The 13,288-nt window shown below is 57.6% G+C and carries 13 protein-coding genes; 3 read left to right on the forward strand and 10 right to left on the reverse strand.

All coding sequences use genetic code 11. The features are described from left to right. Window positions 1-120 precede the first annotated feature (120 nt). The gene (locus tag J2Y39_RS13955) at window positions 121-822 is read left to right on the forward strand and encodes a hypothetical protein (RefSeq protein ID WP_016773307.1); all 702 of its coding nucleotides are present in this window, start codon (window positions 121-123) and stop codon (window positions 820-822) included. 361 nt (window positions 823-1,183) lie between these two features. On the opposite strand, the gene J2Y39_RS13960 is transcribed toward J2Y39_RS13955, so the two are convergent. The 10 genes from J2Y39_RS13960 to hmpA all read right to left on the reverse strand — a co-directional run bounded on the left by J2Y39_RS13960 (window position 1,184) and on the right by hmpA (window position 10,210). Further along, window positions 1,184-1,675 carry a RidA family protein gene (locus J2Y39_RS13960; protein WP_016773306.1) on the reverse strand — a complete coding sequence of 164 codons (492 nt, stop codon included), beginning with the start codon at window positions 1,673-1,675 and terminating at the stop codon, window positions 1,184-1,186. A 187-nt stretch (window positions 1,676-1,862) separates the two neighbouring features. After that, window positions 1,863-2,177, reverse strand: a complete 315-nt coding sequence (locus tag J2Y39_RS13965) for a DNA-binding transcriptional regulator (protein WP_041479944.1) — start codon at window positions 2,175-2,177, stop codon at window positions 1,863-1,865. After that, complete coding sequence (locus tag J2Y39_RS13970; protein WP_041479945.1) at window positions 2,174-2,518, reverse strand: hypothetical protein; 345 nt, start codon at window positions 2,516-2,518, stop codon at window positions 2,174-2,176. Before J2Y39_RS13970 ends, J2Y39_RS13965 begins: the two co-directional genes overlap by 4 nt. Window positions 2,519-2,633: 115 nt before the next feature. Then, window positions 2,634-3,521: a heme o synthase gene (gene cyoE / locus J2Y39_RS13975; RefSeq protein ID WP_016773305.1), complete on the reverse strand. Its 888-nt coding sequence runs from the start codon at window positions 3,519-3,521 to the stop codon at window positions 2,634-2,636. A 10-nt stretch (window positions 3,522-3,531) separates the two neighbouring features. Beyond that, window positions 3,532-3,867 carry a cytochrome o ubiquinol oxidase subunit IV gene (gene cyoD, locus J2Y39_RS13980; RefSeq protein WP_011335842.1) on the reverse strand — a complete coding sequence of 112 codons (336 nt, stop codon included), beginning with the start codon at window positions 3,865-3,867 and terminating at the stop codon, window positions 3,532-3,534. Further along, window positions 3,867-4,490 (reverse strand): cytochrome o ubiquinol oxidase subunit III, encoded by a 624-nt coding sequence (gene cyoC, locus J2Y39_RS13985; RefSeq protein ID WP_024014230.1) that lies wholly within the window; start codon window positions 4,488-4,490, stop codon window positions 3,867-3,869. Before cyoC ends, cyoD begins: the two co-directional genes overlap by 1 nt. 3 nt (window positions 4,491-4,493) lie before the next feature. After that, window positions 4,494-6,524 (reverse strand): cytochrome o ubiquinol oxidase subunit I, encoded by a 2,031-nt coding sequence (gene cyoB / locus J2Y39_RS13990; protein ID WP_041479948.1) that lies wholly within the window; start codon window positions 6,522-6,524, stop codon window positions 4,494-4,496. A gap of 3 nt (window positions 6,525-6,527) precedes the next feature. Then, window positions 6,528-7,469, reverse strand: coding sequence for a ubiquinol oxidase subunit II (gene cyoA / locus J2Y39_RS13995; protein ID WP_024014231.1), 942 nt, complete (start codon window positions 7,467-7,469; stop codon window positions 6,528-6,530). 827 nt (window positions 7,470-8,296) lie between these two features. After that, complete coding sequence (locus J2Y39_RS14000; RefSeq protein WP_041479949.1) at window positions 8,297-8,806, reverse strand: disulfide bond formation protein B; 510 nt, start codon at window positions 8,804-8,806, stop codon at window positions 8,297-8,299. Between the two features lie 222 nt (window positions 8,807-9,028). Further along, window positions 9,029-10,210 carry an NO-inducible flavohemoprotein gene (gene hmpA / locus J2Y39_RS14005; protein WP_310218264.1) on the reverse strand — a complete coding sequence of 394 codons (1,182 nt, stop codon included), beginning with the start codon at window positions 10,208-10,210 and terminating at the stop codon, window positions 9,029-9,031. Between the two features lie 163 nt (window positions 10,211-10,373). Between hmpA and norR the strand changes: the two genes are divergently transcribed. Next, entirely contained in the window at window positions 10,374-11,936 is a 1,563-nt protein-coding gene (gene norR, locus J2Y39_RS14010; RefSeq protein WP_310218267.1) for a nitric oxide reductase transcriptional regulator NorR, read from the forward strand. A 448-nt stretch (window positions 11,937-12,384) separates the two neighbouring features. Next, window positions 12,385-13,287, forward strand: coding sequence for a chemotaxis protein CheV (locus J2Y39_RS14015; RefSeq protein WP_016773296.1), 903 nt, complete (start codon window positions 12,385-12,387; stop codon window positions 13,285-13,287). Window position 13,288 lies beyond the last annotated feature (1 nt).

The following is a 13,288-nucleotide window of genomic DNA, read 5'->3' on the forward strand; positions in this document are numbered from 1 at the left end:
AATCCCGACCACCAGACCGTTGCTCCGTGACAACGCCGCCCCGCTCCCCTAAATTAGTCGGCCTGAAAAAGACCTCGTGCTTTCTCGCCTCAACTCAAGTTAAAAAGTAGTGAAATTTCAATGTCCGATTTCAACACCGCTGAATCCGTAGTCACCCAGTCGTCCAAAGCGGAATACGAAAACTCCATCAATCTTTCACAACACCTGCCTCAAGCCAAAATCATCAGCGAGATGGTCCTGGACGCGTTCCAGTCGACCCGCGAGAGCGACCAGATCCGCGAATTGCGTGCGGCGATCCGTCAGGCTCATGACAGTTTTGATGACGACAAGGCGTACGAGCTGATGGGCGAACTCAAGCGCCTGAAAGACGCCGAGGCAGCCGACATTGCCGCGCTGGAAGACCTGAGCAGCAAGTTCTCGATCGGACGCATTCTGTCCAGCTTCAAGGACGATCCGGCATTCCAGGAAATCGTCTATGGCCTGGCGCTGAAGGTGCTGAATCAGACCCATCAGGCGATCAGCAATCCGAGCGGCGGCAAGAGCAAAGCTGCGAAGAAAAAAGAAGTGGAAATCTTCACCATCAGCAAGGACGGCGCCAGCGTGACCCTGCCGATGCGCACCCCGCGTTCGCGTCTGAACGTAGATCGTGAGGCACTGGAATTCCTCGGTTTCACCTTCGTGGGTGAAGGCGATGAAGCCGAGCTGGAAAGCGAAACCTTCGTCGATAACGCCGGTACCGAACAGGCGGTGAACCGCAAGAACATCATCACCGCGCTGCAGCAGCAGACGGCGTTTGACGGGTACAGCATCGCGGCGCAGTAATAGCGCAGCCGCTGTACGAAAAAGCCCCGCACTGAGATTCAGGCGGGGCTTTTTGTTGTCCGGCTTGTGATTCGTGAGGAGGCGAAAATCGTCGCCCCTCACCCCAGCCCTCTCCCGAGGGAGAGGGAGCCGACTTGTGTAATTTTCAAACCTGAGTTCGGCTCGGTATTTCAGGTCGGCGTATATCTTGAAAGCCCCTCAGTCAGTCCCTTCTCCCGAGGGAGAGGGAGCCGACTTGTGTGATTTTCAAACCTGAGTTCGGCTCGGTATTTCAGGTCGGCGTATATCTTGAAAGCCCCTCAGTCAGTCCCCTCTCCCTCCGGGAGAGGGTTAGGGTGAGGGCAAACCGCTACCCCCCCCCTCAAGCCGAAGGATGCAACGCCGCAATCATGTCCACTTCAATCGCCGCATTCTTCGGCAACTGATACACGCCGATGGTCGTGCGCGTATGCCGTCCGGCATCGCCCAGCACATGGCTGAACACATCCGAAGCGCCGTTGGCCACTTCGCTCAGGTCCACAAAGTCAGCAGTCGACTTCACATACACCGTGACACGCAACAACGCACGAATCTTGTCCAGCGAACCCACCGCATCGACAATCAGCGCCAGGCAACGCATGGCGCTGATGCTCGCCGCGGCTTGCGCATCCTTGAGGTTCAATTCCAGCCCCACGCGACCGGGATAGAGAATCTTGCCATTGACCCGCGGCACCATGCCGCTGATGTAGAGCTCGTCGTGATGACGGATCAGCGGCGCGTAATTGCCACCGGCGGTGTTCTCGCCATAGATGTCATAGTTGAGTTCTTCGGCCAGGGCGATAAAGCGCTCATCGCAGGTCATCCGTTCGGTCATTGCGCCCAGCCTTTTGATCAATGCACGGGTTAGGACAGTCGAGCACCGAAGGATGGCTTGGAGCTACTACTGTCGGGGTTGGATCCAAATCTATGGCGTTTGCCTAAGTTGTGCAACCAGCGTAGATGGAACAATAGGCCCTAAACCTTTCGGATGCCCCGGACCACAAGCTGGTCTTCAGCGGCGCTCAAACAGTGTTCAAGCGCTCAACCATATCTGGAAATTTTTCAACCAGTCGTATCAATAAGGCTGCTTGAGCATTGGGCTTCGACTTTTCCTGCTCCCAATTTCGAAGGGTGTTTGGACTTGTCCTGATTCGACTGGCAAAAACAGCTTGAGACATATGCAGTTTTTCTCGAAGAGCAACAATTTCCTGTGCGCCCACTTCAGGTACAGGCTTGTCCTCAAGCACTGTATTGCGCAGTGTGATCTTGCCCTCGCGTTGAGCCGCCATCTCATCAACGCCCTGCATTAACTCTGCAAACAGGTCGCGTTTTTTCATGGGGTACCTCGTTTTTTCAACTCTTTATCAATGGCTGTCCTGAGTGCCCTCTCTTGCTCGGCAGTCAGCTTCTCAAGCTCATCTTTGTCGTAAATGGCGAACATCCAGAACTGACCATCATTCATAAGCCAATAGTAGAGAACCCGCAAGCCGCCTCGTCTTCCCTTGCCACGGCGAGAATCAGCCCAGCGCAGCTTACGGAAGCCACCCGTTCGAGGCATTACATCGCCCGCAAGCGGATTGCTCTGAAGGTAGTTCTGCAATGTTCGATATTCGTCGTCCGTCAGATAGCGGCCAACGCTTTTGGTAAATATCGTTGTTTCAAAAAAGATTGTTCGCATAGCCAAACTATAAGCAGCTTGACTATAGACAGCCTATCAACAAATCGCTGCTCGAATAAACAAAAAACCCCGCACATCTCTCAACGTGCGGGGTTTTTCCTGAAGCTTGCAGACCTTACGGCGCGTACGTCAGCAACAGCTCTGTCGGCACCTTGAAGTCCAGGGACATCATGACGCTCAACGCAGTGATGGTGAAGATCGAGAACACGAACAGCTTGCGTGCCCAGACGGTGTCATCGACTGCCTTGTAGCCGGTCCAGGCCATGTACAGCCAGTACATGCCCATGGCGGCGGCGACGGCGAGGTAGCTCATGCCGGCGTAGCCGCTGAAGGTCAGCATCAAGGTCGCCACGAGGAACGCCAGGATGTAGAGCAGGATGTGCTTCTTCGCCACTTGAATGCCGCGTTTCACTGGCAGCACCGGAATCGATGCGGCCAGGTAATCATTGAAACGGAAAATCGCGATGGCGTAGGAATGCGGCATCTGCCACAGGCTGAACATCACCAGCAGGGTCAGTGCGGCCATGTCGAAGCTGTTGGTCACGGCAACGTAACCGATCACTGGCGGCATGGCGCCCGACAGACTGCCCACCAGCGTGCCGTGAACCGACTTGCGCTTGAGGTACAGGCTGTAGAAGCCAACGTAGATGATGAAGCCGATTACTGCGAACAAGGCAGCCAACGGGTTGGCTACCTTGTACAACAAGGCAACGCCGAGAACACCCAGAATGGTCGCGTAAACCAGGGCCAGTTTCAGGGAGATGAGGCCCTGGACCAGCACACGGTTCTTGGTGCGTTCCATCTTCAGGTCGATGTCGCGGTCGATGCAGTTGTTGAACACGCAACCGGAGGCCACGACCAGGGAAGTACCGATCATGGCGGCCAGAAACACCGCCAGATCGACATGCCCTTTCGAGGCCAGGAAGAACCCGCCTGCCACAGAAAGCACGTTACCGAAAATGATCCCCGGTTTGGTGATTTGGATAAAGTGCTTGAGCGACATCGGGTCTACCTCACTTCGCCATCATGTACGTGTGGATGCTGAACATGATCCACAGCGACAGGCCAACCAGCAGCACGATCACAATCGCCGTGAAGACGAACGCGATCACGTTGTTACGCTGTGCAATGGAACGGTCCAGGTGCAGGAAGTAATACAGGTGAACGATCACCTGGATCACTGCGAACAGCAGAACGATTGCCAGCGTCGTCGACTTCGGCAGGGTCGGGTACATCACCAGACCGAACGGAATGACGGTCAGGATTACCGACAGGATGAAGCCGATGGCGTACGACTTGACGCTGCCGTGGCCAGCATCGTGGCTGTCATGGGAGTGTGCATTAGCCATTACAGAGTCCCCATCAGGTAAACAACGGTGAAGACGCAGATCCAGACCACGTCCAGGAAGTGCCAGAACAGGCTCAGGCAGCTCAGACGGGTCTTGTTGGTCGACGTCAGGCCATGCTTGTTGACCTGATACATCATGATGCCCATCCAGATCAGACCGGCCGAAACGTGCAGACCGTGGGTACCGACCAGGGTGAAGAACGCCGACAGGAAGCCCGAACGGCTAGGACCGAAGCCCTCGGAGATCAGCAGGTGGAACTCGTTGATCTCCATGGCGATGAAGCCCGCGCCGAGCAGGAAGGTCATGAACAACCAGCCCAGGACCGCCTGCTTCTTGCCCTTGTACAACGCCAGCATGGCGAAGCCGTAGGTGATCGAACTGAACAACAGCAGAGCGGTTTCGCCCAGCACGTAAGGCAGTTCGAAGATCTCGTGGCCCGACGGGCCACCGGCAACGTTGTTTACCAGTACTGCGTACACCGCGAAGATCGACGCAAACAGAATGCAGTCGGTCATCAGGTAGAGCCAGAAACCGTATACGGTCATCTCGCCCGAGTCGTGGTGATGGTCATCGTGCCCATGGTCACCATGGGCGTGTCCAACATTGGTCACTAAGTTCGACATGGTTTAAGCCTGTTCCAACGAGGTTTCAACACGGGTGGCATTGGCCGGGATTTTCCCTGCCGCGACCAGACGCTTGTGCTGCTCGGCTTCGATACGCTCGATCGTTTCAACCGGAACCATATAGCCCTGGTCGTCACGTGCAGCGTGGATCACGAAGTAAACGACGGTGCCCACCAGACTCGCGATCGCCAGCCACCAGATGTGCCAGATCATCGCGAAACCGAAGACGGTCAACAGCGCGCCCATCACCACGCCAGTGGCGGTGTTGTTCGGCATGTGGATCGGCTCGTACTTGGCCGGACGCTGGTACGCAGTACCGTTTTCCTTGGCTTCGGTGAACGGGTCGATGCAGTCAGCCTTAGGCAGCACAGCGAAGTTGTAGAACGGTGGTGGCGACGAGGTCGACCATTCCAGGGTGTGTGCATTCCACGGGTCACCGTGATCGCAAACGTTCTCTGGCTTGTTGCGGTCGCGCACACTGACGTACAGCTGGATCAGTTGGCAGGCGATACCCACAGCAATCATCACCGCACCGAACATGGCAACGTACAGGTACGGTACCCACTCAGGGTTGGTGGTGGCGTTCAGACGACGGGTCATGCCCATGAAGCCCAGTGCATAGAGCGGCATGAACGCGACGAAGAAGCCCGAGATCCAGAACCAGAACGCTGCTTTACCCCAGCCTTCGTGCAGCTTGAAGCCGAACGCTTTCGGGAAGTAGAACGCGAAGCCAGCGATGTAACCGAATACCGCACCGCCAATGATCACGTTGTGGAAGTGCGCGATCACGAACAGGCTGTTGTGCAGCACGAAGTCAGCACCCGGGATGGCCAGCAGTACGCCGGTCATGCCGCCGATGGCGAAGGTCACCATGAAGCCCAGTGTCCACATTACCTGGCTGGTGAAGCGCAGACGGCCCTGGTAGATGGTGAACAGCCAGTTGAACAGCTTCACACCCGTCGGGATGGAAATCAGCATCGTCGCCAGACCGAAGAAGGCGTTGACGCTCGCACCCGAACCCATGGTGAAGAAGTGGTGCAGCCAGACCATGAAGCCCAGTACCGAGATCGCGCCCGAGGCGTAGATCATCGAGTGGTGGCCGAACAGTTTCTTGCCGGTGAACGCCGAGATCACTTCCGAGAAGATGCCGAATGCCGGCAGGATCAGGATGTAAACCTCAGGGTGGCCCCAGGCCCAGAACAGGTTGACGTACATCATTGGATTGCCACCAAGTTCATTGGTGAAAATGTGGAAATCCATGTAACGGTCAAGGGTCAGCAGTGCCAGGGTAGCGGTCAGGATCGGGAACGAAGCCACGATCAGAACGTTTGCCCAGGTGCAGGTCCAGGTGAAGATCGGCATGTCCATCAGTTTCATGCCAGGGGTACGCATTTTCAGTACGGTCGCGAGGAAGTTGACCCCGGTTAACGTCGTACCCAATCCGGATAGCTGTAGCGCCCAGATGTAGTAATCCATACCCACGCCAGGACTGTATTGCAGACCCGACAGTGGCGGATACGCAACCCAACCGGTCTTGGCGAACTCGCCGACGCCCAGGGACAGGTTGATCAGCACAACGCCGGACACCAGCAGCCAGAAGCTCAGGGAGTTCAGGAACGGGAACGCAACGTCACGCGCGCCGATCTGCAGCGGCACTGCAAGGTTCATCAGGCCGGTGAAGAATGGCATCGCCATGAAGATGATCATGATCACACCGTGAGCGGTGAAGATCTGGTCATAGTGTTCAGGTGGCAGGTAGCCAGGCGAACCCTCGGTGGCCATGGCCAGCTGGGTACGCATCATGATCGCGTCGGCAAAGCCGCGCAGCAGCATGACCATGGCGACGATGATGTACATCACGCCGATTTTCTTGTGGTCGACCGAAGTCAGCCACTCGGTCCACAGGTACGTCCACTTCTTGAAGTAAGTGATCGCAGCGAACAGCGCCAGACCACCGAGGGCGATCATGGCGATGGTCACCATCACGATCGGCTCGTGGAATGGGACTGCTTCCCAACTTAATTTACCAAACATCGTTTACTCCTCTGCCCCGGCAGCTGAATGCGAACCCGCGTCAATATCCGTGGCCGCCACTTCTTTCTCTTTCTTCTCGTGCTTCAGCGGCTTGCCCGGCTTCATACCTTCGTACTTGTCGACGATGATCTGGAACTGGTTCGGCGTGACCGACGAGTAGAGTTCGACTGGGTTGTTCTGGCTCGGTTTGGCCAGGGCCGCGTATTCAGCCTGATCAAGCTGTTTAGGCGACTTCTTGACTTCACTTACCCAGGCGTCGAAATCTTCCTGAGTGGTGGAGATAGCCTTGAATTTCATACCGGTGAAACCGGCACCGCTGTAGTTGGCGGAGATACCGTCCATTTCAGCGTTGCGGTCAGCGATCAGGTGCAGCTTGGTCTGCATGCCCGCCATCGCGTAGATCTGGCCGCCCAGGCCCGGGATGAAGAACGAGTTCATCACGGCGTCGGAGGTGATCTTGAAGTTGATTGGCGTGTGCGCCGGGAACACGATCTTGTTGACCGTGGCAATGCCTTGTTCCGGGTAGATGAACAGCCACTTCCAGTCCAGCGCGACGACTTCGATGGTCACAGGCTTGACGTCAGACTCGATCGGACGATACGGGTCCAGCTCGTGAGTCGAGATGTAAGTGATGTAGCCCAGGGCGATGATGATCAGCACCGGGATGGTCCAGACGGCCACTTCGATCTTGGTCGAGTGCGACCACTTCGGCGTGTAGACGGCGTTCTTGTTCGAAGCGCGGTACTTCCAGGCAAACAGGAAGGTCATGACGATGACCGGCACGACGACCAACAGCATCAGCAGCGTGGCGGTGATGATCAGGTTGCGCTGTTCCAGGCCGACCTGGCCCGTTGGATTGAGCAAGGTCATGTTGCAGCCTCCCAGCAACAACGTGCCGAGCAGCGGCACTAGGCCTAGTAATCTGGGGTACCTGTTTTTACTCATCTCACGACCTCTAAAGCAGCTTGCGCAATGCAGTTGGGTTTTGATCGCCAACACTTCACCCTGCCAAGGGTTGGCATTTTCTTTGGATTGAATAAGGGCCGCCCGTCGCGCGTCTGACGCTCGACAAAACCTTGGGACAGCGTTCAGTTCTTATTCGAATTCGTGGTCAAAGGCCTTGTTACAGACCAATTCCATTTGGTGCGGAAAATTGGAAAGGCACCGACACCAGGGTGTCTCGAAAGCCTCGCGGCTCGCTCGACACCCGACCTCCTGATCAGTTCCTTGATAAAGGCTGAACAGCGTCGGGAATTCAGTGCGGGCGATTGTAGATAGGTAGCGCCCTATACACCATGTCTTATCCCGAAATAATTTTTATCACTCAGAGCAACAATCCATCGCCATTTTTGCAAAAGTTGCGCAAGTTATCGAAAGCGTTTCTCAATAAAAGCGGCAAAATCTGCCAGCGTAACCGCCTCAAATCAGACAGCTCTGCACCCGATCTACAAACGCTGGAGCGGCGCAAAGCCCGATGTTCCAAGGGCTTCGTCCATCTGCCGGCGCCTGTTAAAACTGCCTGCTCTGGTACGTCCGTGCTCAAGCCCGAAAACACTAAAACTGGCCAATGTTTTTATGTAACAGGCGGCCAATCCGCCGCATCCCGAGTCCCTGCGACAGCCCCTGTGTGACAACATGTCGCACATTTGCCGCACGCTTCATTGCCGTTCGTCACGGTGTTTTCACAAACGCTCTGAAATGCAAAACGCCCCGATTTTCATCAACGAAAATCGGGGCGTTTTGTTTATCGGCAGCTCTGCCGAGAAGTTGACTCAGCGCAGCGCTTTTCGATTACGCGAGGTTAGCAACGGCACCAGAATCACCACCAGCACGAACGCCACCAGCGCCCACTGTGCCAGCGACAGGCCGAGGATCGGCGGATACGGCGTCGAGCAGAAACCGTCGACCTGGAAGCCCAGCGGGAAGATCTTTGCCAGCGGCAGATCATCGACAATCGGCTGCAGCACATCGACGCCACAGCTCACCGCCGGATAGAACTGCGTATAGACGTGATGCCCGGCCACACCAGCCCCGGCGATCGCACAGATCACTACCAGCGTCTCGAACACGGTGATGCTGCGACGGCTGCGCATGCCCGCACCGATGAAGGCGAACACTGCAATCAGCAACAGTGCATAGCGCTGCAGAATGCACAGTGGGCAAGGTGCTTCGCCGAGCACGACCTGCATGTAAAGTGCGCCGCCGATCAACGCCAGGCAGATGATCCCCAGCAACACCAGATAGCGCCGCTCACGCCCCAACCGCATCGTTTCCTCGCTCATTGCCTTTCCTTTGTAAGTCCATGGTTCAGCCGGCCGGCGGCTGAAATTGTCGCAAGTCTACACCGGGGCAATAAACGATAGAGCGGTTAAGGAATGATTAACCAACATGGCTTTGCGGCGCGCAGAAGATTCGCGAGCAGGCTCGCTCCCACAATGGATCTGCGTCGGACACCAATCCTGTGGGAGCGAGCCTGCTCGCGAACGAGACAACTCGGTCTCGGATCACTCCAGAGCAGCAGCCGGCCCGAAGAACTCGTAACGGCTCTGCTTCTCCGGCACCCCCAACGCTTTCAGATGCCGTTTGATCGCGCCCATGAAGCCTTTCGGTCCGAGGAAGTACGCATCGACATCGCGCTGTACCGGCAGCCACTGGCCGAGCAGTTCTTCGTTGAGCAGGCCAACCTTGTCCGCCGCCGGGCTGACGCCATCTTCTTCGGCGTAGCAATAGAAGCGCTTGAGTTGCGGATGACGCGCCGCCAGCCCATCGACCCAGTCGCGGAACGCGTGGACGCTGCCGTTGCGCGCGCAGTGGATAAAGTGCACCGGACGCTCGGTTGCCAGCGCTGCTTCCAGCATCGCCAGCGTCGGGGTGATGCCGACGCCGCCGCTGATCAGCACCAGCGGCTTGTCGCTGGCCGCCAGGGTGAATTCGCCCGACGGCGGGAACAGCTGAATGCTTGAGCCGACGTGCAGTTGATCATGCAGATAGTTGGACGCGCGACCATTCGGTTCCCGCTTGACGCTGATGCGGTACTGACCGTTATTGGCCAGTGCCGACAGCGAATAGTTGCGACGGATTTCTTCGCCGTCGAGCATCAGCTTCATGCCGATGTACTGACCCGGTTCGGCCGCAAGAATCGGCCCTTTGTCCACCGGTTCGAAGTAGAACGAGGTGATTTCCGCGCTCTCTTGCACTTTTGCCGCAACGATGAATTCCCGCGCACCGCGCCAGCCGCCGACGGCGTGTTCCTTCTGGTCGTAGATCGCGGCTTCGGCGCCGATCAGGATGTCGGCCAGTTGCCCGTACGCAGCGCCCCAGGCACTCATCACCTCAGGCGTGGCGATCTCTTCGCCGAGCACTTCGGAAATGGCGCGCAGCAGGCAGCTGCCGACGATCGGGTAATGCTCCGGCAGAATCTGCAGGGCGACGTGTTTATTGATGATCTTCGCCACCAGATCGCCCAACTGGTCGAGCTGATCGATGTGCCGCGCGTACATCAGCACGCCGTTCGCCAAGGCACGCGGCTGATCGCCACTGGCCTGATGCGCCTGGTTGAACAGCGGGCGCACCTGCGGGTACTCGGAGAGCATCATGCGGTAGAAATGCGTGATCAACGCCTCGCCGCCGCTTTCCAGCAGAGGCACGGTGGATTTGACGATGGCACGATCCTGGACGCTAAGCATAAGGTGACTCCTGGGCTTTCTGGAAAGATTGCTTTAGGGATATCAGCTTTCATGCCAACTAATTAATCTTTTAAATTCAATAGCTTGAAACCTTCATAGTCATTTCGACACAAATGAACGTATAGTCATCGCGACTACACCTTGTCTCTTTGACTACATAACCATGACCGCTAAATCCCTGCTTACCGCCCTGCTGCCTCTGGTCGCCGACCTCTCCCGCGAACTGCCCGAGGGCGAGCGCTACCGGCGCCTGCTCGAAGCCATGCGCGCTTTGCTGCCTTGCGATGCCGCCGCGTTGTTGCGTCTGGATGGCGAATCATTGGTGCCGCTGGCGGTGGATGGTTTGAGTACGGATACCCTCGGCCGCCGCTTCAAGGTCAGCGAGCATCCGCGTTTTGAAATCCTGCTGGCCGGCGCCGGGCCGACGCGTTTTGCCGCCGACAGCGACTTGCCCGATCCTTATGACGGTTTGGTCGATGGCCTCGACGATCATCTTGAAGTTCACGACTGCCTCGGCTGTCCTTTATTCGTCGATGAAAAACTCTGGGGCCTGATCACCCTCGACGCGCTGGACCCGGAGCGTTTCGAGCCGATCGAACTCGACGCCCTGCAAGCCTTTGCCAGCCTCGCCTCGGCCACGGTCAATGCGGCCGAACGCATCGAGCGGCTGGCCACCCGCGCCGAAGACGAGCATCAGCGCGCCGAGGTCTATCGTCAGGCCAGCGGTCAGCAGCACCGCGAAATGATCGGCCAGAGCAAAGCGCACAAACGCTTGGTGGAAGAAATCAATCTGGTCGGCGGCAGTGATCTGACTGTTCTGATCACCGGCGAAACCGGCGTCGGCAAAGAGCTGGTAGCCCAAGCGATTCACGCCGCCTCCGCGCGCGCCGACAAACCGATCATCAGCCTCAACTGCGCCGCCCTGCCCGACACGCTGGTGGAAAGCGAACTGTTCGGCCACGTGCGCGGCGCCTTCACCGGCGCCACCAGCGATCGGCGTGGCAAGTTCGAACTGGCCAATGGCGGCACGCTGTTTCTTGATGAAGTCGGCGAGCTGTCGCTGACAGTCCAGGCCAAGTTGCTGCGCGTATTGCAGAGCGGTCAATTGCAGCGCTTGGGCTCGGACAAGGAGCACCAGGTCGACGTGCGTCTGATTGCCGCGACCAATCGCGATCTGGCCGAAGAAGTGCGCAGCGGTCGCTACCGCGCCGACTTCTATCACCGTTTGAGCGTGTATCCGCTGCGAGTGCCGGCGCTGCGCGATCGTGGGCGTGATGTGTTGCTACTCAGTGGCTTCTTTCTGGAACAGAACCGCTCGCGCATGGGCCTCAATAGCCTGCGCTTGAACAGTGATGCTCAGGAAGCGCTGCTCGCCTACACCTGGCCGGGGAATGTCCGGGAGCTGGAGCATTTGATCGGGCGCAGTGCGCTGAAGGCGCTGGGTAACTGCAAAGTGCGGCCGAAGATTTTGAGTCTGAGCGCGGCGGATCTGGATTTGCCCCGTGAGGTTGTGGATAACGTGGTTGCGCCTGCCAATGCAGACTTGGCCAGTGTGATGCCGATGATCGGTGGTGATTTGCGCAGTGCCACCGATGAGTTTCAGCGGCGGTTGATCGGTACAGCGCTGGAGCGTCATCAGGATAACTGGGCAAGTGCGGCCCGGGAGTTGGGGGTGGATCGGGCGAATCTTGGGCGCATGGCCAAACGACTAGGCATGAAGAGCTAAAAGCACACCCTCACCCTAGCCCTCTCCCAGAGGGAGAGGGGACTGATTGGGGGATATTGAAGAACTCCACTGACGTGAAAGATTTCTTCCGAATCCATAATCGACTCGGTCGTTCAGGTCGGTGTAAAACGCCAGACACCTCCGTCGGCCCCCTCTACCTCTGGGAGAGGGGACTGATCGGGGGATATTGAAGAATTCCACTGACGTGAAAGATTTCTTCCGAATCCATAATCGACTCGGTCGTTCAGGTCGGTGTAAAACGCCAGACACCTCCGTCGGCCCCCTCTACCTCTGGGAGAGGGCTGGGGGTGAGGGGCAGTGATAGAGAGAACAGCGATCAACTCAAGCCGACTAGCCGACAACTAACCTAAAGCCCACCCCTTTAACGCCGATAACACGGCATCAAAGGTTTCTGGCGATTTCCACTCTCGCCCCACAGAAGGTTCTTATGTCCTCCACCAAAGCCCGCGCAGATTCACTTTCGCTTCTGCTGTTTACCTTGCGCAGCGGCAAGCTGATGGCGATCAACCTGCTGAAAGTCAGTGAAATCATCCCCTGCCCGCCGCTGACCAAGCTGCCGGAGTCGCACCCGCACGTCAAAGGCATCGCCTCCCTGCGCGGTGCCTCTTTGTCGGTGATCGACCTCAGCCGCGCGATCGGCGAACGGCCGCTGGAGGATCCCAACGGTGGCTGCCTGATCGTCACCGATGTCAGCCGTTCCAAGCAGGGTCTGCATGTGCAGGCGGTGAGCAAGATCGTCCATTGCCTGACCACCGACATCAAGCCACCACCTTTCGGCTCCGGCGGCTCGCGCGCCTACATCACCGGCGTGACCTCGGTGGACGGCACGCTGGTGCAGGTGCTGGATATCGAAAAAGTCATCCACAGCATCGCCCCGGCGCAGATCGAAATGGCGCCGACCGACCTGACCATGGAAGACGCCGAAGTGCTCGGCAACGCGCGCATTCTGGTGGTCGACGACAGCCAGGTGGCGCTGCAGCAATCGGTGCACACCCTGCGCAACCTCGGCCTGCAATGCCACACCGCGCGCAGTGCCAAGGAAGCCATCGACTGCCTGCTCGACCTGCAAGGCACCGCGCAGCAGATCAATCTGATCGTCTCTGACATCGAAATGTCGGAAATGGACGGCTATGCCTTTACCCGCACCCTGCGTGAAACCCCGGACTTCGCTCACTTGTACGTCTTGCTGCACACCTCGCTCGACAGCGCGATGAACAGTGAAAAAGCTCGCCTGGCCGGTGCCAACGCGGTGCTGACCAAGTTCTCCTCGCCGGAGCTGACCCAACGTCTGATCGAAGCCGCCAAGCACGTCGCGGCCAACGGGCACTGAG

The sequence above is a fragment of the Pseudomonas sp. 2957 genome, from assembly GCF_031456345.1.
Classification (GTDB): Bacteria; Pseudomonadota; Gammaproteobacteria; order Pseudomonadales; family Pseudomonadaceae; genus Aquipseudomonas; species Aquipseudomonas siliginis.

Excerpts from the sequence above, each read along its gene's own strand:
- cyoD (WP_011335842.1), bottom strand. The coding sequence starts at position 3,867 with ATGGCTAATGCACACTCCCATGACAGCCACGATGCTGGCCACGGCAGC.
- J2Y39_RS14000 (WP_041479949.1), bottom strand. The coding sequence starts at position 8,806 with ATGAGCGAGGAAACGATGCGGTTGGGGCGTGAGCGGCGCTATCTGGTG.
- J2Y39_RS13955 (WP_016773307.1), top strand. The coding sequence starts at position 121 with ATGTCCGATTTCAACACCGCTGAATCCGTAGTCACCCAGTCGTCCAAA.
- J2Y39_RS13970 (WP_041479945.1), bottom strand. The coding sequence starts at position 2,518 with ATGCGAACAATCTTTTTTGAAACAACGATATTTACCAAAAGCGTTGGC.
- J2Y39_RS13960 (WP_016773306.1), bottom strand. The coding sequence starts at position 1,675 with ATGACCGAACGGATGACCTGCGATGAGCGCTTTATCGCCCTGGCCGAA.
- J2Y39_RS14015 (WP_016773296.1), top strand. The coding sequence starts at position 12,385 with ATGTCCTCCACCAAAGCCCGCGCAGATTCACTTTCGCTTCTGCTGTTT.
- cyoC (WP_024014230.1), bottom strand. The coding sequence starts at position 4,490 with ATGTCGAACTTAGTGACCAATGTTGGACACGCCCATGGTGACCATGGG.
- norR (WP_310218267.1), top strand. The coding sequence starts at position 10,374 with ATGACCGCTAAATCCCTGCTTACCGCCCTGCTGCCTCTGGTCGCCGAC.
- cyoA (WP_024014231.1), bottom strand. The coding sequence starts at position 7,469 with ATGAGTAAAAACAGGTACCCCAGATTACTAGGCCTAGTGCCGCTGCTC.
- hmpA (WP_310218264.1), bottom strand. The coding sequence starts at position 10,210 with ATGCTTAGCGTCCAGGATCGTGCCATCGTCAAATCCACCGTGCCTCTG.
- J2Y39_RS13965 (WP_041479944.1), bottom strand. The coding sequence starts at position 2,177 with ATGAAAAAACGCGACCTGTTTGCAGAGTTAATGCAGGGCGTTGATGAG.
- cyoB (WP_041479948.1), bottom strand. The coding sequence starts at position 6,524 with ATGTTTGGTAAATTAAGTTGGGAAGCAGTCCCATTCCACGAGCCGATC.
- cyoE (WP_016773305.1), bottom strand. The coding sequence starts at position 3,521 with ATGTCGCTCAAGCACTTTATCCAAATCACCAAACCGGGGATCATTTTC.